This is a genomic window from Actinacidiphila oryziradicis (assembly GCF_005047355.1).
In the GTDB taxonomy this organism is placed as follows: domain Bacteria; phylum Actinomycetota; class Actinomycetes; order Streptomycetales; family Streptomycetaceae; genus Actinacidiphila; species Actinacidiphila oryziradicis.
On record NZ_SUMC01000004.1, the window covers coordinates 177,674 to 197,402 of the forward strand.

Sequence of the window (19,729 nt, forward strand, 5' to 3'; positions counted from 1 at the left end):
TCACCCTGTGGCTGAGCTCATCACGATCGACGACCCTGATGATCCGCGTCTGCATGACTACGTGTCATTGACCGATGTCGAGTTGCGGCGGCGCCGCGAGCCCGCGGAAGGGCTCTTCATCGCCGAAGGCGAAAAGGTGATCCGGCGTGCTCGGCACGCCGGATACCGGATGCGCTCCATGCTGCTGTCGGCCAAGTGGGTCGACGTCATGCGCGATGTGATCGATGAGGTGCCCGCGCCTGTCTACGCGGTCAGCCCCGAGCTCGCCGAGCGGGTCACCGGCTATCACGTGCACCGCGGGGCCCTCGCGTCCATGCAGCGCAAGCCGCTGCCGGGCGGTGATGAGCTGCTGGTGGGGGCCCGGCGGGTTGTGATCATGGAGTCCGTGAACGATCACACAAATATCGGCGCGATTTTTCGCAGCGCGGCTGCTCTGGGCATGGACGCTGTCCTCTTGTCGCCCGACTGCGCCGACCCGCTCTACCGGCGATCCGTGAAAGTCTCCATGGGCGCGGTTTTCTCAGTGCCGTACGCGCGGCTGCAGAGCTGGCCGCGCGACCTGGAGAGCGTGCGGGAGGCCGGGTTCAAGCTACTGGCCCTGACGCCGGACGAGAAAGCCGCGGATATCGATGAGGCCGCGCCTCATCGGCTGGAGCGCGTCGCCCTGATGCTGGGTGCGGAGGGTGACGGCCTCTCCACGCGAGCCCTGGTCGCGGCGGACGAATGGGTCCGCATCCCGATGGCGCACGGTGTGGACTCCCTGAACGTGGGGGCGGCGGCTGCGGTGGCCTTCTACGCGGTCGCCACCGGCCGCCCCCAAGCCTGATCACCCTGCGGGCGGAAGCCCGACCAGGCGGGCCAGTGCGGCGCGGTGGCGGCCGGGCGTGCCCAGCGCGATCTCGTCGGACTTGGCGCGCTTGAGGTAGAGGTGCGCGGGGTGCTCCCAGGTCATTCCGATGCCGCCGTGCAGTTGTACGCACTCCTCTGCCGCCCGGACGGCGGCAGCCGCGCCGTAGGCCTGCGCGACGGCCACCGCCACCGGGGCGCCGGGACTGCCGGAGGCAAGCGCGTCGGCGGCGTTACGGGCGGCGGCCCGGGCGGAGACGGTCTCCAGCCACAGGTCGGCGAGCCGGTGCTTGAGCGCCTGGAAGGAGCCGACGACACGCCCGAACTGGTGCCGTTCTCCCAGATAGCGAACGGTTTCGTCCAGGCACCACTGGGCGAGCCCCAACTGCTCGGAGGCCAGCAGCCCGGCGCCGGTGAGCAGAGCATGGTCGAGCGCGGCGACGGCGGTGCCGGGGCCGGCGAGCAGCCGGGAGGGGACGCCGTCGAGTTCGATGTCGGAGATGGGCCGGGTCAGATCGAGCGCAATGGGCATGGTGATCCGCACGCCGGGCGTGTCGGCCGCGACTTCGTAGAGCCCGGGCCCGTCGGGGCCGATGGCCGGGATGACCAGCAGATCAGCGACAAAGGCGTCGGCGACACTGGTCACCCGGCCGTTCAGGGTGCCGGTCTGATCGGCCCGTACACCGTTGGGGAAGGCGGCGCCCGGTGCGGTCGGCAGCGGCACGGCCAGGGCCGCGACGGCCTCGCCGGAGGCGAGCCGGCCGACGGTACGGTCGGCGATGTCGGTCGCGCAGCCCAGCAGGGCGCAGGTGGCGAGGACGGCGCTGCCCAGGAACGGCACCGGCGCGACAGCGGCGCCGAGCTCCTCCAGGACGACGGCGGCCTCCCGCGCGGACGCGCCCTGGCCGCCGAGCTTCTCCGGCACCAGCAGGCCGGCCAGTCCCAGCTCGACGGCGAGCGTCCGCCACAACCCCAGGTCGTACGGCGTGTCACTCTCGATGCGGGCCAGCACGGAGCCGGGCGAGCAGCGATCGGTGAGCAGGGCACGCACCGAGTCGCGCAGGTCGTCCTCGACGTCGGAGTAGAGCAGGTCCGGGGTACCGGTCATCGGGGTAGATCCTTCCAGGCGACGTCCTTGTCGGTGCGGGGTTCGGAGGGCAGACCGAGGACCCGCTCGGCGACGATATTGCGCAGGATTTCCGAGGTGCCGCCCTCGATGGAGTTGCCCTTGGCGCGCAGATAGCGGTAGCCGGCGTCACGGCCGTAGAAGTCGACGATCTGGGGCCGGGTCATGGCCCAGCCGCTGTAGCGGAGCCCGTCCTCCCCGAGAAGTTCGACTTCGAGGCCGCTGATCTGCTGGTTCAGCCGGGCGAACGCCAGCTTCATCCCGGATCCCTCCGGCCCCGGGGCGCCGACCGCCAGCTGCTGCCGCAACCGTTCGCCGGTGAGCCGGGTGACCTCCGCCTCGACCCAGAGCCGCAGCAGCCGGTCATGCAGGTCGGGGGTGCGCAGCTCGGGACGTTCCCGCCAGGTCTCGGCCACGGTGCCGATCATGCCGCCCTCGCGGGGCACCGAAGCGCCGCCGATCGCTACCCGCTCGTTCATGAGCGTGGTCTGGGCGACCCGCCAGCCGTCCCCCTCCGTGCCAAGCCGCTGGGCATCGGAGATGCGCACCTCGGTCAGGAAAACCTCGTTGAACTCCGCCTCACCGGTGATCTGCCGCAGCGGGCGCACTTCCACGCCCGGATCCGTCATGTCACACACGAAGTAGGAAATGCCCTGGTGCTTCGGCACATCCGGATCCGTACGTGCGATAAGGATGCCCCAGCGGGCGTTATGGGCACTCGACGTCCAGACCTTCTGGCCGGTCACCACCCAGTCGTCGCCCTCCCGCACCGCGCGGGTACGCAGCCCCGCCAGGTCCGAGCCCGCTCCCGGCTCGCTGAAGAGCTGGCACCACACCTCCTCGCCCGTCCACAACGGCCGCAGCAGGCGCGCCTTCTGCGCGTCTGTGCCGAAGCGCAGGATGGTCGGCGCCGCCATCCCCAGGCCGATCCCGATCCTCTCCGGCTCATTGCCGGGAGCCCCCGCTGCTGCCAGCTCGGCATCGACCACGTCTTGGAAGGCGCGGGGGGCTCCCAGTCCGCCGAGCCCCTCCGGGTAGTGGACCCAGGCCAGCCCGGCGTCGAACCGGGCGCGCAGAAACTCCAGCCGATCGCCGGGATCGTGTGCGGCCAGCAGCGCACCTACCCGCTCGCGCAGGTCCTCAGCGGTAATGCTCATGCGACATGTCCCTTCTGCCCGCAGCGCACTAAGCAAGCGCTTGGAAACGTACCCCCCCATCCACCCTCCCCGCCAGCCCCCCAGCAACCGCCGTAAGACAGACGCCCCGCTCGCCGGGGTGACCGAGGGACACCACGCACCGCAAGGCGCCGTGCCGGGCCGGAGGGGGCGGTGCAGGGGTGTCCCCGCAGACTGTGTGCCGTATGCCGGTGGCGATGGCGCATAGCACTCTGGGTACTGGCACACAGTCGTGGGGGCACCTCCCAGCGGTAGCTGGGGGAGGAACCGGTAACCCTGTTGAGGGTTGCCGCTAAGTACCTGGAAGCGGAAATTGCGCCGAGCCGGCCGCAGGCCGTCCCGTGAAGCCAAGCCCCCGCGCAGGCCCCTGGCAGCCCTGGGCGGCCGCGATACCCAAGGCGACGAGCAGGGTCACCGTCACGAAGACGATGAGGCGCTGTCGCAGCAGTCTCCGGTCGGGCCCCGGGGGGCGCCGGCCGGCGGGAGTCCGCACGGGGGTGCGGGGAAGGGGAACGGGAGGCCGGGGGGTGCGGGTGGTGCCGGGGGAGGGGCGGCGCTCCGTGTGCTGCTCGGCGTACTCCTCGGCGCGCCGTCCCGTGGGCCGCTCGGGCCGGGGCCCGGCGGCCTTGGGGACCCCGTCGCGACGCGGGGCACCGTGGCCGCGCGCTTCGCGGGTGGCGATCTCCGAGAGCCGTTCGGAGAGTTGTACGGTGCTGGGCCGGTCCTCGGGGTCCTTCGCGAGGCAGGCCTGGACAAGCGGAGCGAGGGCGTCCGGTACGCCGGCCAGATCCGGCTCCTCGTGCACGACGCGGTACAGCATGACCTCGGAAGTGCCCTGCCCGAAGGGCGAATCGGCGGTGGCCGCGTACGCCAGCGTCGCTCCGAAGGCGAACACGTCCGTCGCCGGGGTCACCGCGGCCCCGCGCACCTGCTCGGGCGCGAGGAAGCCGGGCGAGCCGACAGCGGTGCCGACATGCGTCAGAGTGCTCGCACCGGTCGACCAGGCGATCCCGAAGTCGATGATGCGCGGGCCCTTGGGCGACAGCAGGATGTTCGAGGGCTTCAGATCCCGGTGCACCACACCGGCTTCGTGCACCGCCACCAGGCCGTCCGCGAGCGCGGCGCCGATCGATGCGACCTCCGCCGCGGACAGGATGCCCTCTTCGGCGACCTTGTCGTGCAGGGAGGGGCCAGGAACATACTGGGTCGCGAACCAGGGGCGGTCCGCCTCCAGATCGGCGGCAACCAGCCGCGCCGTACAGCCGGCGCGGATCCGCCGGGCCGCCGACACCTCACGGGCGAACCGCGAGCGGAACTCCTGGTCCTCGGCCAGTTCCGGCCGGATCACCTTCAGCGCCACCCGCTGGCCGCGCTTGTCCGCGCCGAGGTACACCACACCCATGCCACCGGCGCCCAGCCGCCTGTGCAGCCGGAACGAGCCGACGACACGCGGGTCCTCGCGCCGGAGCCGCATCATCGCCATGTCCATCCCTGCTGCCTGCCTGGCCAGTCTGACGCCCACAGCTTACGGACTGACTGCCCGGTGTGCTGATAGGCCGCGCATGCGCCGGACGGGGGATTGTCAGTGCCGGGTGAGATCCTTGAAAAGTGGGCGACGGTCCGTCAAGCGGAGTCCCGGTACCGCCGCCATGTCATCAACGGTCCGTCGTGCAAGGGGGATTGACGCCGTGAAAGGTGATCGCGTGGAGATAGTTGTGGACGCCGGGGACACCACCCGCACGTATGAGGTGGTGGCCACCCGGGCCGGTCGCAGGGTGGAGACGGCAGTACGGCGCGGGGTGGTCGAAGTGAGCGAGGTCACCCGCAACGGCTCGGTCGTGCGCACCGCCCGGTTCATGGCCAACCGCGTGCTCGCGCTGGTCGAGCAGCCCATACCGAGGGACGACAAGGAAGCGGAGAGCGGCACCTGACCCGGATCGCTCCCGGGACCCTGGGGGACCCCCGGGAAATCCCCTCGGGGATCGCCCGGGGAGATCCGATGCCGCCTCCACCCAGGGGAGTATTCGCCCGGTCCGGACTCATCCTCCGGTAGGCCCGCCAAGGGGTACGAAGGCATGACGACCAATCCGTGCCGCCCGCCTAGTCTTGAGGTCAAGCGGCGGGCGAAGCACTCGTCCCCCGAGGTCAAACGCCCGCCGCCCACCACACGAGACCCCCGGAGAGGGCTATGGCGAACACGGTGAGCCGTCAGGCGCGGCAGAGGCGGGACACCCGCCATCCGCTGGTGGCGGCGGCGATGGCGGCACCGCTCGCGGTGCTGCTCGCCGTGGTCTTCGGAGGGTGGCAGGCGGTGGTCACACAGGCGTCGTCCGTAGCCGGCCTCATGGGACGGTAACAGCGAGTCCCAGGTCCGGAAGAGCGGTCCGGACCGGGGGAGGCCGGCGAAGAAACCCCGTGGGGACGGGGGTGCGGCGGACGGCAATAATGCCCGGGTACCCGTAGCGGTACCCGGGCGTTGCACTTCTCGGAACCGCTCGTTTTCAGGACCGCTCGACCGAAGCGGAGGCGGCAATGGGGGAGGAGCTCTCAGCGGGGCTCGCCGTGCTCGCGCACCGGGCCTCCGGGGTGCGCGACACTTCCGTACTCGCGCATCGCTCGGACGGGACGGTGGTGCGCAGCGGTGACCTTGTCGTGAAAGCCCATGCGGGCGACACCGACCCGGCAGCGCTCGCCGCCCGGCTGGCCGTCGCCGCGCACCCGCTGCTCTCCGGCATCCTCCTCGCTCCGGTGCCGCCGTTGGCGGAGGAGTGCTCGCTCACCGCAGCGCTGCACGGCCGACCGGTGAGTGCCTGGCCGCTGGGGCGGCCGGTGGACCGCGAACGGCCCGACGACGCCCCCTGGGAGGCGGCAGCCGTCCTGCTGGCCCGGCTGCACTCCCTGCCGCCGGACGATCTGCCACACCCCGTGCCCGCCATGCGCGGACCGGCGAAAGCGGCCCGCGCCATCGCGCGGATGCGGGCCGTGGTCCCCGAGCCCGCGGTGCTGCGGACCTGGGCGCGGCTGCCCGCCTGGGCCCGCGACGAGGCCCCGCAGCCGCACGCCCGCCACCTCTGCCACGGCGATCTGCACCTCGGGCAGCTCGTCAGGCACCCGGTTCCGGACGGGCCGTGGCGGCTGATCGACGTGGACGACCTCGGACTCGGCGTACCGGCCTGGGATCTCGCCCGGCCCGCCATGTGGTTCGCCACCGGGCTGCTCGCCCCGGACACCTGGGCCCGGTTCCTCGCCGCCTACCGCGCGGCAGGCGGCGCTGCCGTACCGGCGGAGGGCGACCCGTGGCCGTATCTCGATGTCCCGGCCCGGGCGTTGGCCGCGCAGTCCGCGGCTCTGGCGGTCGTCAGAGCCGCCGAGGAGGGCCGCCCACCGGATGAGGTGGAGCAGGACCTGGTCGATGCCTGCCGCCGGATAGCCGAAGTATCGTGAGCACGCTGAGAAGTACACGACGTACCCCGATCAGCGGGAACAGCGGAAACGAGGAGTTGAGCCGACGATGCTCTGTCCCAAGTGCCATGGCCCGATGCAGACTTACAACCGCAACGGGATCCAGATCGAGCAGTGCGGAAGTTGCCGTGGGATCTTCCTGGACTATGGGGAGCTCGAGGCGCTGACCCGGCTCGAGGGCCAGTGGAGCCAGCCGGCCCCGCCACCGCAGGCCTATCCGGCCCCGCAGGCCTACCCCCAGCAGCCGCACGCTCCGGCCTGGGGCGCCCCGCACCACGGCGACCACCACGGTCACAGCAAGCACCGCGGCTTCGGGCACATGCTCTTCTCGTCCTGAGACACGGCGAAGGGCCGAAGCGGAAGCTCCGGCCCTTCGCCGGTCAGATGTGGACGATACTGGGATTGAACCAGTGACCTCTTCCGTGTCAGGGAAGCGCTCTCCCGCTGAGCTAATCGTCCTCGGTACCGCAGGGGCACCGCGGGTCGCGTGCGCGATACTGGGATTGAACCAGTGACCTCTTCCGTGTCAGGGAAGCGCTCTCCCGCTGAGCTAATCGCGCGGAGGGGCCCACGAAGGGCCCCAGTGGACGATACTGGGATTGAACCAGTGACCTCTTCCGTGTCAGGGAAGCGCTCTCCCGCTGAGCTAATCGTCCGAGGTGGAGACGGGATTTGAACCCGTGTAGACGGCTTTGCAGGCCGTTGCCTCGCCTCTCGGCCACTCCACCAACGCAGGGGACGGGATCCCCCACTCCGAGCGGACGACGAGATTCGAACTCGCGACCCTCACCTTGGCAAGGTGATGCTCTACCAACTGAGCCACGTCCGCAGGTGCCGTTTGTCCGGGGCACTTCCACGTCCCGGCGACGTGTTGAACTCTAGCGGATTCCCGAGCCAGCTCAAAAACTGGTTTCCGCAGCGTGCCGGGCCGCTGACCAGCGGCACACCACCACGCGCTCCGGCCTACACTCGCAAGCATCCTCCGTACCGACCAGGGAAGCCCCGTGTCCGACCTCGCCCCGATAGCCAGATTCGGCGGTCTTGTCGCCTCCGACCTGCGTGATGTCACCAGTGATCCCGCGGCCCTGGACTCCGCCGGCTTCTGGGCCGTGGTCGCCGGTTTCGAGGGCGGCACGCTCTGCGCGCGCTTCAGGGACGTACGACCGGACCCCGTGCCCGCCGCGGGGCAGTGGCGGGGACCGGACCGGGGGCAGTGGGTCTCCTCACTCGACCGGGACGCCTACATCACGGCCGTACAGCGCATCCGCGAGTACATAGCGGCCGGTGAGGTGTACCAGGCCAACCTCTGCCGGGTGCTCTCAGCTCCCCTGCCCGACCAGGGAGGGTCCGCGGCGGAGGCGGACGTCGACGCCCTGACCGCTGTCCTCGCACGCGGCAACCCGGCCCCGTACGCCGGGACCGTCCGGCTGCCCGCACAGGGTGTCGAGATCGCGACCGCCTCCCCGGAGCTCTATCTGCGCCGGGACGGCGCGGCGGTCGAGTCCGGGCCGATCAAGGGCACCGGCAGGACCGAGGCGGATCTGCTCCCCAAGGACTACGCCGAGAATGTGATGATCGTCGACTTGGTCCGCAACGACCTGGGCCGTGTCTGCGCCACCGGATCGGTTACCGTGCCGGAGCTGTGCGTGACCGAGAAACACCCGGGGCTGGTGCATCTGGTCTCCACCGTACGAGGCGAGCTGCGCGCGGACGCGGGCTGGCCGGAACTGCTGGCCGCGGCCTTCCCACCCGGTTCCGTCACAGGAGCCCCGAAATCCAGCGCCCTCCGCATCATCGAGGAACTCGAAACAGTGCCCCGCGGCCCCTACTGCGGCGGTATCGGCTGGGTCGACGCGGACCGCCGTACCGGCGAACTCGCCGTCGGCATCCGTACTTTCTGGATCGACCGCACCGCTCCGGGCGGCCCGCTGCTCCGGTTCGGCACCGGTGCCGGGATCACCTGGGGCTCCGACCCGGCCGGTGAGTGGGACGAGACCGAACTGAAGGCCGCCCGGCTGCTGGCGGTAGCGTCGGGAACACATGTGACGAACGAAGGGACCAACCCATGAAGGTATGGGTCGACGGCACACTCCAGGACGTGGACAACGCGACGGTGTCCGTACTGGACCACGGCCTGACCGTGGGCGACGGCGTCTTCGAGACGCTCAAGGCCGTCGACGGCCGGGCGTTCGCCACCACCCGGCACCTCGCCAGGCTCGCCCGCTCCGCGCACGGCCTCGGACTCCCCGAGCCCGATCTGGACGCGATCACGTACGCCTGCGACGCCGTCCTGGCAGCAAACCCCATGCCGCTGGGCCGGCTCCGCATCACCTACACCGGTGGTCTGTCCCCTCTCGGCTCCGACCGCGGCGACGCGGGCGCCACCCTTGTCGTGGCCCTCGGCGAGGCCTCCGTACGCCCCGACACCACCGCGGTCATCACCGTCCCCTGGACGCGCAACGAGAAGGGGGCGCTGGCGGGGCTCAAGACCACCTCCTACGGCGAGAATGTCGTCGCCCTGGCCCGGTCCCACCAACACGGCGCCTCCGAGGCCCTGTTCGGCAACACCCGGGGCCGTCTGTGCGAGGGCACCGGCTCCAACGTCTTTGTCGTACTGGACGGCCGGCTGTTCACCCCGCCGCTCGCCTCCGGCTGCCTCGCCGGGATCACCCGCGAACTCGTCGTCGAATGGAGCGGCGCCCAGGAGGCCGACCTGCCGCTGGAAGTCCTCACCGAGGCCGACGAGATCTTCCTGACCTCCAGCCTGCGCGACGTACAGGCCGTGCACCGCGTCGATGACCGTCTCCTGCCGGGCGCGCCCGGGCCGGTCACCGCCAAGGCGATGCGGGTCTTCGCCGAGCGGGCCGCCGCCCACCCGAACCCGTGACGAAAGTCCTCCTCCACGGTACTGTGCCGGATCGGAGGGCGGCTTCCGATCCCCAGGCCGACGGGGCGGCCCTGCGGGGCACAGCGAGGGAATCCTCGACGGGACGTCCTCGAACACCGCGCGGGGGAGCGAACGGATGACCACCACACTGCGGCCTGCCGAGCCCGAGCGGCGCGGGCCGGACGGGGCGCGCTCGCGCCGCTACACGGTCTGCGTCAACAGCCGCCCGGTCGGCGCCATCCAGCTCTCCACCGACCAGCGCTTCGGCCCGGAGTCCGGCCGGATCGCCGGCCTGTCCATCGACGAACCCGACCGCGGGCGCGGCCGGGCCACCATCGCAGCGCTCGCGGCGGAGGAAGTGCTCCGCGACTGGGGCTGCCGCCGGATCGAGACGGCCATCCCCGCCTCGGCGTCGGCCGCGATCGCCCTCGCCGCCGTGCTCGGCTACACCGAGCAAAATCGCGGCATGTTCAAGACCCTGCCCCTCGCTCCGCCGCCACTGCCCGAGGGCAGCGCCCTGCACTCGCTCGCGGCCGCCGAGTTCCCCGCCTGGCACGAGCACGAGCAGTCGGGGTACGTCGAGAACTGGACGGTGCGCGGAATCCCGTACGAACGCGCACTCGCCATCGCCGAGGCCGGCCACCGGCTGCTGCTGCCGGACGGCCCCGCCACCGCCGACACGGTGCTGGGTGTGCTGTCCCACCGGGGCACCGACGTCGGCACTCTGTGGGTCCGGTTGCGTGACCCCGACCGTGCCCAGGCCCCCGCCTGGGTCTGCAATGTGGAGGTTGCCGAGCAGCACCGGGGTCACGGCCACGGCCGTACGCTCATGCTCGCGGCCGAGCGCGAGTGCCTGGCCGCCGGGGTGCGCACGCTCGGGCTCAATGTCTTCGCCGACAACACCCCGGCCCTGCGGCTGTACGAGTCGCTCGGCTACCAGGCGACGGACCTGCACTTCTCCAAGCCGCTCGGCTAAGAGGCCGCGCGCAACCTGTCCACGATCTCCTCGATCCGCTCGCGCAAACCCTCCTGGCTCTTCCCGCCGTCCAGCCGCTGCCCGTCGATCACATAGGTCGGCGTGCCGGTGACCCCGATCGCCTCCCCCTCCGCCTGGTCGGCGTCGACGGCCAGCAGATGCCGGCCGTCGATCAGCGCGGTGTCCACCTCCTCGCCGTCCATGCCCACCTCCACCGCGATCTCCACCAGCAGCGGCTCGCCGCGCTTGCCCAGTTCGTCCGCGCGGGCGAGTACGGCCTCCGCGTACGGCCAGCCCATACCCTGCGCCCAGGCCTCCTCGGCGGCCTGGGCGGCGGCGTACGCGTACTTGTGCTTCGGCAGCGGGAAGTGGCGCAGCCGGATGTCGAGCGTGTCGCCGTACCGGGCGCGCAGCGCGCGCAGATCGTCCAGTGATGCCCGGCAGTCGGGGCACTGCAACTCGCACCAGTAGTCGAGGACGACGGGACGGGAGATGGGTTGGTTCATGCCGCACATTCTCCCACTCGCGGAGGATCCGCTCCGGGGCCGTGAGGCGCACCATGGGACCATGCTGACCTCGACCGTATGCGTAGCGCTCTCCGCGGCGGGCCTGGCGATCGCGTTGCTGACCGCCTACCGCCGCCGGTATCTCGCGGCGACCCGTACCGCGGCCCTGGCACTGTTGCCGGTAGGCCTGTACATGACGGGACTGCTCACCTTGGCCCGCAAGGTGGGGCAGGCCGTCGGGACCTGGGCGGTTGATCTGGTGTTCAAGCCGTCGGTCTGGCTGGGCTTCGGGGTGCTGGCGGTTTCCGCTGTGCTCTTCGCCGGGGCTCGCCTGGCCGGTCGCCGCAGGGCCAGGGACGCGGGCAAGGAGACCGGCAGCGGCCGTCGCGAGCGGCCGGCGGTCCCCACAGCCGGCGCCGCCGCGCCGGCGCTGGCCAAGGGACGTAAGGACGAGCCCGAGTCCGGCGATTTCAGCGAGATCGAGAAGATCCTGAAGCGCCGCGGTATCTGAGCCGGACCCACGCCTCTGTATCACATGGCGAGACGAATCCGCTCGATGGACAAGAAACAACCCCTGAGAGTGTGCGTGTTGATCGCGGGCCCCGGGCCGGCTGCGCCATGATCGCCTGGACGGCCCCAACTACCGCTCGGAGGGCGGTAGTTGGCGTGCCCCGATACATACGCTTGTGCGAGTCAGCGACCCCTGTCGAGTGACCTCACCACGACCTCTCTAAGGCCATGGAAGTAGAAGAGAACGAGACCCGAGGGTGCCTTTTCGCGCTCTCCCAGCCGCCGCTGATGCTGTTCCTCACCGTGATCGGCTGTCTGCTCGGCTTCGGTGCGCTGTACGACCTGAGCCCGTTCTGAGCCCGTACCGGCGGTCAGCTCGCCGTTTCGGCTTCGCGCCGCCGTGCCCGGTAGGCGGCGACATGCAGCCGGTTTCCGCAGGTGCGGCTGTCGCAGTAGCGCCGCGAGCGGTTGCGGGACAGGTCCACGAAGGCCCGTCGGCAGTCCGGTGCGTCACAGCGGCGCAGCCGCTCGCGCTCTCCGGCGACGACGAGGAACGCCAGTGCCATGCCGCCGTCCGCAGCGAGGTGCTCGGCGAGCGTGGCGCCGGGCGCGAAGTAGTGCACATGCCAGTCGTGGCCGTCGTGGTCGGTGAGCCGGGGCGTTGTGCCTACGGCCGCGACCATGACGTTGATCGAGGTGGCGGCCGCCTGTGTGCTCGGCGCCGCGAAGACTCTGGCGAACTGCTCGCGTACCGTCCGCATCGCGGTCAGGTCGGGTTCGCCGAGCCGTCCCACCCCGCTGACGTGGTTCCGGTCGACGAAGTCGCGCAGCGCCGGGATATCAGCCAGGCCGTCGCGGCCCCCTGTTTCCGCAGTGGTGTTGATCAGGTCCACCACGGCGTCGAGCGCGCCTCTGGTGTCGTGATTGATCAGCACGGAATCGTTCCCCCAGCGGGGCTATGGCGAAGAGCGCCCGTCGGCCGGGGCTGCGTCGACGGTTCTCCGCGGCCTCTGCCGACGGGCGCTCCACGCGATCCGGTGACTTTGACGCCCACTGCGGCGACCTCGGTCCCCCCAGGGCCTACCGTCGCTGCGCGGGCGTGCGTCCTGTCCGCCCCTCCGACGGCCAGTGGCGGGCAGCCTAGCACGCCGGATGCGGGGCCCGGCCGGGCCCCGCATCCGGCCCGGACCCAGTCGGGCGGGGTCCGGGACATGGGTGCGCGAGAGCCGCCGTCGCGGAGCGCTGCTCCGTTACGGCGGCCCTCGCGGGTCGGTTCCGAGCCGTACCCCCGAGATGCGTACGGCTGCGGAAGGGGCGGGCGGGCGTCAGTTCTCGGCGAGGATGTGCGAGAGCTCCGTATCCAGGTCGAAGTGGCGGTGCTCGGTGCCCGGGGGCACGGCGGCGTCGGTCCGCTTCAGGAACGACTCCAGGGCCCGCGCCGGGGCCTCGAGCAGCGCCTCCCCCTCTGGGGAGCTCAGGGCGATGCACACGACGCCCTGTCCGTGGCTGCGGGACGGCCATACACGGACGTCTCCGGTACCGGTGGGCCGGTGCAGACCCTCTGCGAGGAGGTCGCGGGCGAATACCCATTCGACCGTTTCCTCCGCACCGGTGTGGAAGGTGGCGTGCACGGCGTAGGGGTCGGCCGTGTCGTACCGCAGGCCCGCCGGGACGGGCAGTGACGATTCGCTCGACACAACGAGGCGCAGGTGCAGCTCGCAGCTGACCGTGGTGTTCATAAGCGCCAGGGCCTTTCGCTCAGTGTGCGCTCGGGGATTCGCACGTCGGCGAAATCGACATGCCACCAGCGGGGACGTTGTAAACCCCTCTGACTGGTTTGTGCGGTATCCGGTACCTCGTCCGGCCGAGTACTTTTCCTCACTCGGGGTCCATTACGGTGATCGTCCGGCATCGGGTAAGTTGGAACATATGACTGCGGAGAGTGACGAACGGCAGGTGGTGATGGCCATGGATCCAGGTCCGGGCCTCGGATCGCGAGCCCCGCACTTCATCAGAAGGTCCCGGGCGCTGCACCTGAGCTGGCAGGTCGCCGTTTTCCTGATGGGCCTCGCGGTCGTGGCGGCGGGCGTACTCCTGCTGCCGCTGCCCGGTCCCGGCTGGGTGGTGATCTTCGCGGGCATGGCGGTCTGGGCCACCGAGTTCGTCTGGGCACAGCTCGTTCTACGCTGGACGAAGCGGAAAGTAACCGAGGCGGCACACAGGGCGATGGACCCCCGGGTGCGTCGCCGGAATCTCACCCTGACCGCCATTGGCCTCGTCGTCGTGGCGGCGGTCGTCGGGTACTACGTCTGGCGCTTCGGCTTCGTGATGCCCTGGAACGCCGGCGGCTGACGGCGGCGCGGGCCTGGAGCTGGTCCTGGGCACCCGTTGACATGCGGTAATGTTGTCCCCGCGCAGGGGCGATTAGCTCAGCGGGAGAGCACTTCGTTCACACCGAAGGGGTCACTGGTTCGATCCCAGTATCGCCCACCCTGGCCGAGGGGCCCGGAAGCCGAGAGGCTTCCGGGCCCCTCGGCGTTTGTTTGAGTTCGCGGCGGACGTGCGGCCACTCGCACCGGCTGGCGGATCTCGCTGATGCGGTAGGCCGGGCTCGCGCTCTCCGGCTTCGATCCGGCGGCGGCCCGCCAGCACCTCCGGGCGCTTGACGACCGTCCCGGCGACGACGCCGGCCGCGACGCCGGCGCCCGCATCCTCGGCCTCAGTCCACGCCCGCCGCCGTCCACGTCCAGCAGGCCACCATCGAACGCCACCGGAGCGACCCGTCCGGGCGCGTCGTGCCGGGGCTGCAGCTGCCGACCCGGCCGCCGGGGCGGTGCTGCACCTCCTGCCCGGGCGGCCACGCCGTCGAGCTCGGCTTGGACTGGCGGGCGGATCACCGCTCTGGGGGCGGGCGCCATGTTCCGCGCCGCCGGGATCCTGGCCAAACAGCACCGGGTGCGCCGCCACAGCGAACGCTGCGAGTGCCAGGGCGACCGCCGACCACGGGGCGTGGCAGCGCATCGCCGCACGCGGTGTGACCCACCAGGCAGCGCCAACCACCACCCGGGCGGACCGGTCCAAGACCGGCCCAGCGGGAAAGCGTCCGGAGGGACGCGATCAGCCTCGCCGGGGTTTGAACACATCGCCCCGCGCCCTGTATTCTTCTCGGCGTCCCGGGCGATTAGCTCAGCGGGAGAGCACTTCGTTCACACCGAAGGGGTCACTGGTTCGATCCCAGTATCGCCCACGAGGGCGGGTCCGGTCCGCGAAAAGCGCGGACCGGACCCGCCCTCGTCGTTGTGCCCGGCTTCGACTCGCGTGCCGGGGACTTCACCACGGACGGGCCGCACTTCTGCTGCTCCACTCGCAGGTCTACGCTGCCTCCCTCGCCGTGTCCGGCCGCAGCGGCCACGCCGGATCTACCCGCTCCCCGGAACCGTTCCTGGAGAAATACGCCTGCAGGCCCCGCGCCTGCCCCGCGTGCCACATCGCCTGCCGTGTGTGCAGCTGAGCGGGGCTCAGTTCGCCGATCCGCTCAGCGAACCGCCGCCCCAGGAGACGGACCAGCTGCGTTGACGCCGCGGCGTCGGCCGCCGCGTCATGCGCATCGGTGAGCGGCACCCCGTAGTGCGCGCACAGGTCGGTGAGCGTCCGCCGGCCCTTCCGGTACCGGTCGAGGTACTTGTCGAGCACCCGCGGATCCAGGACGCACAACGGGAAGGGCCCCAGATACGCGTCCAGCGACGCTCCGCGATGCCGCCGCAACTCCCGGTCCAGCAGGGTCAGATCGAACGGGGCGTTCATCACCACCAGCGGCACGGCGGCCGCCGACCGCTGAGCCAGCGTCCGCCCCAACTCCTCCACCACCGGGCCCGGCTGCCGCCCGTTCAGCCGCAGAAACTCGTCGGTCAGACCATGCACCGCCCGCGCCCCGTCCGGCACCGGCACGCCCGGGGCCACCAGCCAGCGCACTATATGAGGCTGCGTATCGGGTGACTCCTGCGTCACCAGGGCAGCCGAAACTATCCGGTCGTATTCCACGTCGACCCCGGTCGTCTCCGTATCGAAGGCGGCCAGGGGTCCGTCGTACCAGCGTGGCATGACGTACTCCCGTACCTGTTGAGGGTGTTATACGGTAAGTACCCGTGACCGCTCGTCACCGAACCGCGACCGTTTGCGACTTGTCGCAGGTGGGGAAGATGGTAGAGACAGAGGAGTTCGAAGAGGACCCATCCGGGGAGGCACGGAGAGCGATGGCGATCGCGCAGCCCGAACCGGGAGGGCTGCTGCCAGAGCGGATCGCATCACTGCGAGGAGCGCTCGCCACCACCAGCTGTATGGAGACCTTGCAGGTGGGCTATCTGCACGCGGTTGCCGCCGCGGCGGGCTGTTCGCTCGCGCAGCCCTTCCCGGACAACGGCATCGACTGGCACATCAGCCACGCTTCGGGCCGCCATGCGGTCGACGACGAAGTCACCATAAAAGTGCAGCTCAAATGCACCTACCAGGTGGCCCCGCACCCAGCGGGCGCTACTTTCGCCTTCACGCTGGAGAACGAACACTTGGTGAAACTCGCCAGATCCCCGGTATCGGTGCACAAGATACTGGTCGTGATGCTGGTGCCCCGGACCCAGGAAGAGTGGTTGCGGGCCAGCCATGACCGCCTGGAACTGCGACACTGCTGTTACTGGATGAATCTTGCCGGTCACCCTGTCACCGGCAAGCGCAAGACCACGGTGCGGGTGCCTACCGCACGTGTTTTCGACGACCGAGCGCTCTGCGAGATCATGACGCGGGTAGGGGCAGGAGGGAGGCCATGATGTCCTGGTCGACCGAGGAGTTCGTGCCGCCCGACCCCGAACGGGTCGACCCCGCCGTCCTTACCGCGCTCCTCGCCCGCTATGGCTGGGAGCGGCGCGGCGGCGCCCCCGGCCGTTACACCCGCTGGACCCCGCCCGGGGAGACGGCCGTGACCGGGGGGCACCGCAATACCAGCACCAGCCTCCTCGTCCCCGAGAATCGTGGATCCGGCGCCTACGCGGACTATGCCGATCTGCTCGGCGAGGCCCTCACCGCTCTCGCCCGTTCCGCCGCGCCCTCCGCCCGGGAGGTGCTGATCGCCCTCACCTTCCCCGGCGACGAGATCCGCTGGCGGCGCGACACCCCCCTTGTCGCCGAGGCCGTGCCGTGGACCGCGGACGCGCAACTGCGCTCCGCCGCCCGCGCCATGCTGATGGCAGCCGCCCGGGCCGAACGCGGCAGCGCCGGATACTTCGGCGAGCGGCACGGCCGCTACGCGTCGGCCTTCCTGGAGCAGGTGCTGGTCGGCCCCTCGCCGAGCGGCCGTATGCTCACCGCCTTCGTCCCCGTGCCGGCCGGCCGGGGTCCCGTGACGACCCTGCTCCGCGCTTTGCAGGCGACACGTGACGCCGTCGACTACCAGCGCGCCACCGGCGGCATGGAGGCCTTCCAGGCCGCCGTCGGCCTCGGCGTCTGCCATGAGCTCACCGACGCTCTCGTCCGACTGGTACGCGGCACGGAAGGAGCCGAGGTGGCGCTGGCCTGGTTACCCGCCACCAGCCCGCCCGAGGGCTTCGCGGCCCGTCCCGAGCCCATCGAATTCTCGCCCGGCGACCTCCCCGCCCTGGAGGCCGCCGGCGCTCTTTACGTCCGCGACGAACCCTCCGTCGAGGTCCGCGTCACCGGCACCGTCGTCCGCCTCCGCCGCCCCCGCCCCTCCGGCGGCGGCACCGTACGGCTCCGTGTCCTCGCCGGCGCGGACGTCCGCCAGGTCCGCGTCCGTCTCGACGAGGCCGCCTACCGCATCGCTGTCCACGCCCACCTCGTCGGCCTTCCCGTCCGCGTCAGCGGCCGCCTGGAGAGCGTCAGCGGTTTCCGGGCCATCGTCGGTCCCACCGGCGTCACCCCGGTCCATGTCGACGAGGCCGAGCGTGACCGGCTGCTCAAGTCCCTCCATGGCGGCGTCGACACCTTCGAGGATGCCTGCGGCGGCGACAGAATAAGCCCCTCCGACGATTGAGCCCACCACACACCTTCCGGGGCCGAGCCGCACGCAGTGCTTATCGCTTCGCGGCCCACCCGTGCGGCTCGGTACGATTCACCGGTGCAGCATTCGCTGCCGAGTGTGGTGCATACGTCAGGAGAGACCGGTGTCAGACGTCCGTGTGATCATCAAACGCGATTCCGTTGAGCGGGAAGAGCGGGTGGTCACGGCCGGGACGACTGCCGCCGACCTTTTCGACGGCGACCGCACCATCGTCGCCGCCCGTGTCGCCGGACAGCTCAAGGACCTCGCGTACCCAGTCGCCGAGGGCGACGAGGTCGAGCCGGTGGAGATCACCAGCGAGGACGGCCTCAACATCCTGCGCCACTCGGCCGCGCATGTCATGGCCCAGGCGGTCCAGGACCTCTTTCCCGAGGCCAAGCTCGGCATCGGGCCGCCGATCAAGGACGGCTTCTACTACGACTTCGACGTCGAGAAGCCGTTCACCCCCGAGGACCTCAAGGCCGTCGAGAAGCGGATGCAGGAGATCCAGAAGCGCGGCCAGCGCTTCTCCCGTCGCGCGGTGACCGATGAGGCCGCCCGCGAGGAGCTGGCCGCCGAGCCGTACAAGCTGGAGCTGATCGGCCTCAAGGGCTCCGCCGCCGAGGCCGCCGACGGCGCGTCCGCCGAGGTAGGCGCGGGCGAGCTGACCATCTACGACAATCTCGACGCCAAGACCGGCGAGCTGTGCTGGAGCGACCTCTGCCGCGGCCCGCATCTGCCCACCACCCGCAACATCCCGGCGTTCAAGCTGATGCGCAGCGGCGGTGCCTACTGGCGCGGCAGCGAGAAGAATCCGATGCTCCAGCGGATCTACGGCACCGCTTGGCCGACCAAGGACGAGCTGAAGGCGCACCTGGACTTCCTGGTGGAGGCCGAGAAGCGGGATCACCGCAGGCTCGGCGCGGAGCTGGACCTGTTCTCCTTCCCGGACGAGCTGGGCCCGGGCCTCGCGGTCTTCCACCCCAAGGGGGGCGTCGTCCGGAAGGCCATGGAGAACTACTCGCGGCGCCGCCACGAGGAGGCGGGGTACGAGTTCGTCAACACCCCGCACATCTCCAAGGAGCACCTCTTCGAGACCTCCGGGCATCTGCCGCACTACGCGGACGGCATGTTCCCGCCCATCGAGTTCGACGGGCAGAACTACCGCCTCAAGGCGATGAACTGCCCGATGCACAATCTGATCTTCAAGTCGCGCGGCCGGTCGTACCGTGAACTGCCGCTGCGGCTCTTCGAGTTCGGGACGGTCTACCGCTACGAGAAGTCCGGCGTGGTGCACGGGCTGACCCGCTCCCGCGGCTTCACCCAGGACGACGCGCACATCTACTGCACCACTGAGCAGATGCCGCAGGAGTTGGACACGCTCCTGACCTTCGTCCTGGACCTGCTGCGCGACTACGGACTGGTCGACTTCGAGCTGGAGCTGTCCACCCGCGACCCGGAGTCCGACAAGTTCATCGGCTCCGACGAGGACTGGGCGGAGGCCACCGAGGCGCTGCGGCAGGCCGCCGAGAAGCAGGGCCTGCCGCTGGTCCCCGACCCGGGCGGGGCGGCCTACTACGGCCCGAAGATCTCCGTACAGGCGCGCGACGCGATCGGGCGGTCCTGGCAGATGTCGACCATCCAGGTCGACTTCAACCAGCCCAAGCGGTTCGGCCTGGAGTACACCTCGGCGGACGGCTCCCGGCAGCAGCCGGTGATGCTGCACCGCGCGCTCTTCGGCTCCATCGAACGGTTCTTCGGAGTGCTGGTCGAGCACTACGCGGGAGCCTTCCCGGCGTGGCTCGCGCCGGTCCAGGCGGTCGGTATCCCGATCGGGGACGCGCATGTGCCGTACCTGGAGGAGTTCGCGGCGGCGGCGAAGGCGAAGGGCCTGCGCTTCGAGGTGGACGCTTCGGCGGACCGTATGCAGAAGAAGATCCGCAACGCCCAGAAGAGCAAGGTTCCGTACATGGTCATCGCGGGCGACGAGGACATGGCCGCCGGAGCGGTGTCCTTCCGCTACCGCGACGGCTCGCAGAAGAACGGGATCCCCCGTGACCAGGCACTGGCCGAGATCTTGGACGCGGTGGAGCGCCGGATCCAGGTCTGACCCGGTCCCCGCCGGAGCGCGACGCGCAAGGCGCCCGCGCGGCTTTTCCAGGTGCGGTCCCACCCGGGGCCGCACCTGGCGCCTG

21 protein-coding genes and 7 tRNA genes are annotated in these 19,729 nt (G+C 70.6%); 16 read left to right on the plus strand and 12 right to left on the minus strand.

What is annotated here, in order from left to right:
* Positions 1-7 precede the first annotated feature (7 nt).
* Positions 8-826, plus strand: coding sequence for a TrmH family RNA methyltransferase (locus tag FCI23_RS06395; protein WP_136722461.1), 819 nt, complete (start codon positions 8-10; stop codon positions 824-826).
* Here the strand turns inward: FCI23_RS06395 and FCI23_RS06400 are convergent, their stop codons facing one another.
* The 3 genes from FCI23_RS06400 to FCI23_RS06410 form a co-directional block, all read right to left on the minus strand.
* Positions 827-1,954, minus strand: coding sequence for an acyl-CoA dehydrogenase family protein (locus tag FCI23_RS06400; protein ID WP_136722462.1), 1,128 nt, complete (start codon positions 1,952-1,954; stop codon positions 827-829).
* Positions 1,951-3,129, minus strand: coding sequence for an acyl-CoA dehydrogenase family protein (locus FCI23_RS06405; RefSeq protein WP_136722463.1), 1,179 nt, complete (start codon positions 3,127-3,129; stop codon positions 1,951-1,953). Before FCI23_RS06405 ends, FCI23_RS06400 begins: the two co-directional genes overlap by 4 nt.
* A gap of 310 nt (positions 3,130-3,439) precedes the next feature.
* Positions 3,440-4,630, minus strand: a complete 1,191-nt coding sequence (locus tag FCI23_RS06410) for a serine/threonine-protein kinase (protein ID WP_136722583.1) — start codon at positions 4,628-4,630, stop codon at positions 3,440-3,442.
* A gap of 205 nt (positions 4,631-4,835) precedes the next feature.
* On the opposite strand from FCI23_RS06410, the gene FCI23_RS06415 reads away from it, so the two are divergent.
* The 4 genes from FCI23_RS06415 (at position 4,836) to FCI23_RS06425 (ending at position 6,946) form a co-directional block, all read left to right on the plus strand.
* Complete coding sequence (locus FCI23_RS06415; protein ID WP_136722464.1) at positions 4,836-5,078, plus strand: hypothetical protein; 243 nt, start codon at positions 4,836-4,838, stop codon at positions 5,076-5,078.
* 257 nt (positions 5,079-5,335) lie between these two features.
* Positions 5,336-5,503, plus strand: coding sequence for a hypothetical protein (locus tag FCI23_RS56180; RefSeq protein WP_169316695.1), 168 nt, complete (start codon positions 5,336-5,338; stop codon positions 5,501-5,503).
* A gap of 176 nt (positions 5,504-5,679) precedes the next feature.
* Positions 5,680-6,591 carry an aminoglycoside phosphotransferase family protein gene (locus tag FCI23_RS06420; protein WP_136722465.1) on the plus strand — a complete coding sequence of 304 codons (912 nt, stop codon included), beginning with the start codon at positions 5,680-5,682 and terminating at the stop codon, positions 6,589-6,591.
* 67 nt (positions 6,592-6,658) lie between these two features.
* Positions 6,659-6,946, plus strand: a complete 288-nt coding sequence (locus tag FCI23_RS06425; protein WP_136722466.1) for a TFIIB-type zinc ribbon-containing protein — start codon at positions 6,659-6,661, stop codon at positions 6,944-6,946.
* A gap of 50 nt (positions 6,947-6,996) precedes the next feature.
* On the opposite strand, the gene FCI23_RS06430 is transcribed toward FCI23_RS06425, so the two are convergent.
* From FCI23_RS06430 to FCI23_RS06450, 5 genes are all read right to left on the minus strand, one after another.
* Positions 6,997-7,068: transfer RNA gene (locus tag FCI23_RS06430), tRNA-Val, on the minus strand.
* A 29-nt stretch (positions 7,069-7,097) separates the two neighbouring features.
* Positions 7,098-7,169 (minus strand) — tRNA-Val (locus FCI23_RS06435).
* A 24-nt stretch (positions 7,170-7,193) separates the two neighbouring features.
* Positions 7,194-7,265 (minus strand) — tRNA-Val (locus FCI23_RS06440).
* A 1-nt stretch (position 7,266) separates the two neighbouring features.
* Positions 7,267-7,337 (minus strand) — tRNA-Cys (locus FCI23_RS06445).
* A 28-nt stretch (positions 7,338-7,365) separates the two neighbouring features.
* A tRNA-Gly gene (locus FCI23_RS06450) sits at positions 7,366-7,438 on the minus strand.
* A 175-nt stretch (positions 7,439-7,613) separates the two neighbouring features.
* Between FCI23_RS06450 and FCI23_RS06455 the strand changes: the two genes are divergently transcribed.
* The 3 genes from FCI23_RS06455 to FCI23_RS06465 all read left to right on the plus strand — a co-directional run bounded on the left by FCI23_RS06455 (position 7,614) and on the right by FCI23_RS06465 (position 10,472).
* Positions 7,614-8,678 (plus strand): chorismate-binding protein, encoded by a 1,065-nt coding sequence (locus FCI23_RS06455; protein ID WP_136722467.1) that lies wholly within the window; start codon positions 7,614-7,616, stop codon positions 8,676-8,678.
* The gene (locus FCI23_RS06460; RefSeq protein WP_136722468.1) at positions 8,675-9,496 is read left to right on the plus strand and encodes an aminotransferase class IV; all 822 of its coding nucleotides are present in this window, start codon (positions 8,675-8,677) and stop codon (positions 9,494-9,496) included. Before FCI23_RS06455 ends, FCI23_RS06460 begins: the two co-directional genes overlap by 4 nt.
* 136 nt (positions 9,497-9,632) lie before the next feature.
* Entirely contained in the window at positions 9,633-10,472 is an 840-nt protein-coding gene (locus tag FCI23_RS06465) for a GNAT family N-acetyltransferase (RefSeq protein WP_136722469.1), read from the plus strand.
* Here the strand turns inward: FCI23_RS06465 and FCI23_RS06470 are convergent.
* Positions 10,469-10,978, minus strand: coding sequence for a DsbA family protein (locus FCI23_RS06470; protein ID WP_136722470.1), 510 nt, complete (start codon positions 10,976-10,978; stop codon positions 10,469-10,471). The genes FCI23_RS06465 and FCI23_RS06470 overlap by 4 nt on opposite strands.
* Positions 10,979-11,039: 61 nt before the next feature.
* Here FCI23_RS06470 and FCI23_RS06475 point away from each other — a divergent pair, with 61 nt between their 5' ends.
* On the plus strand, positions 11,040-11,489 hold the full coding sequence (locus FCI23_RS06475) for a hypothetical protein (RefSeq protein WP_136722471.1): 450 nt from the start codon (positions 11,040-11,042) through the stop codon (positions 11,487-11,489).
* A 227-nt stretch (positions 11,490-11,716) separates the two neighbouring features.
* A complete protein-coding gene (locus tag FCI23_RS62290) occupies positions 11,717-11,845 on the plus strand; it encodes a hypothetical protein (RefSeq protein ID WP_265737724.1) in 129 nt (42 codons plus the stop codon).
* Positions 11,846-11,859: 14 nt separating this feature from the next.
* Here the strand turns inward: FCI23_RS62290 and FCI23_RS06480 are convergent, their stop codons facing one another.
* Positions 11,860-12,423: a CGNR zinc finger domain-containing protein gene (locus FCI23_RS06480; protein WP_136722472.1), complete on the minus strand. Its 564-nt coding sequence runs from the start codon at positions 12,421-12,423 to the stop codon at positions 11,860-11,862.
* Positions 12,424-12,813: 390 nt separating this feature from the next.
* The gene (locus FCI23_RS06485; protein WP_003987206.1) at positions 12,814-13,227 is read right to left on the minus strand and encodes an SsgA family sporulation/cell division regulator; all 414 of its coding nucleotides are present in this window, start codon (positions 13,225-13,227) and stop codon (positions 12,814-12,816) included.
* Between the two features lie 190 nt (positions 13,228-13,417).
* On the opposite strand from FCI23_RS06485, the gene FCI23_RS06490 reads away from it, so the two are divergent.
* The 3 genes from FCI23_RS06490 (at position 13,418) to FCI23_RS06500 (ending at position 14,735) form a co-directional block, all read left to right on the plus strand.
* Entirely contained in the window at positions 13,418-13,840 is a 423-nt protein-coding gene (locus FCI23_RS06490; RefSeq protein WP_136722473.1) for a TIGR02611 family protein, read from the plus strand.
* 66 nt (positions 13,841-13,906) lie between these two features.
* A tRNA-Val gene (locus tag FCI23_RS06495) sits at positions 13,907-13,978 on the plus strand.
* A gap of 685 nt (positions 13,979-14,663) precedes the next feature.
* Positions 14,664-14,735 (plus strand) — tRNA-Val (locus tag FCI23_RS06500).
* A 125-nt stretch (positions 14,736-14,860) separates the two neighbouring features.
* Here the strand turns inward: FCI23_RS06500 and FCI23_RS06505 are convergent.
* Positions 14,861-15,589, minus strand: coding sequence for an exonuclease domain-containing protein (locus FCI23_RS06505; protein WP_136722474.1), 729 nt, complete (start codon positions 15,587-15,589; stop codon positions 14,861-14,863).
* Positions 15,590-15,741: 152 nt separating this feature from the next.
* Between FCI23_RS06505 and FCI23_RS06510 the strand changes: the two genes are divergently transcribed.
* From FCI23_RS06510 to thrS, 3 genes are all read left to right on the plus strand, one after another.
* Entirely contained in the window at positions 15,742-16,308 is a 567-nt protein-coding gene (locus tag FCI23_RS06510) for a DUF4365 domain-containing protein (protein WP_136722475.1), read from the plus strand.
* Positions 16,305-17,528, plus strand: coding sequence for a hypothetical protein (locus FCI23_RS06515; RefSeq protein ID WP_407645934.1), 1,224 nt, complete (start codon positions 16,305-16,307; stop codon positions 17,526-17,528). The genes FCI23_RS06510 and FCI23_RS06515 overlap by 4 nt, the downstream gene beginning before the upstream one ends.
* 130 nt (positions 17,529-17,658) lie before the next feature.
* Complete coding sequence (gene thrS / locus FCI23_RS06520) at positions 17,659-19,644, plus strand: threonine--tRNA ligase (RefSeq protein ID WP_136722476.1); 1,986 nt, start codon at positions 17,659-17,661, stop codon at positions 19,642-19,644.
* The last annotated feature ends 85 nt before the right edge of the window (positions 19,645-19,729 follow it).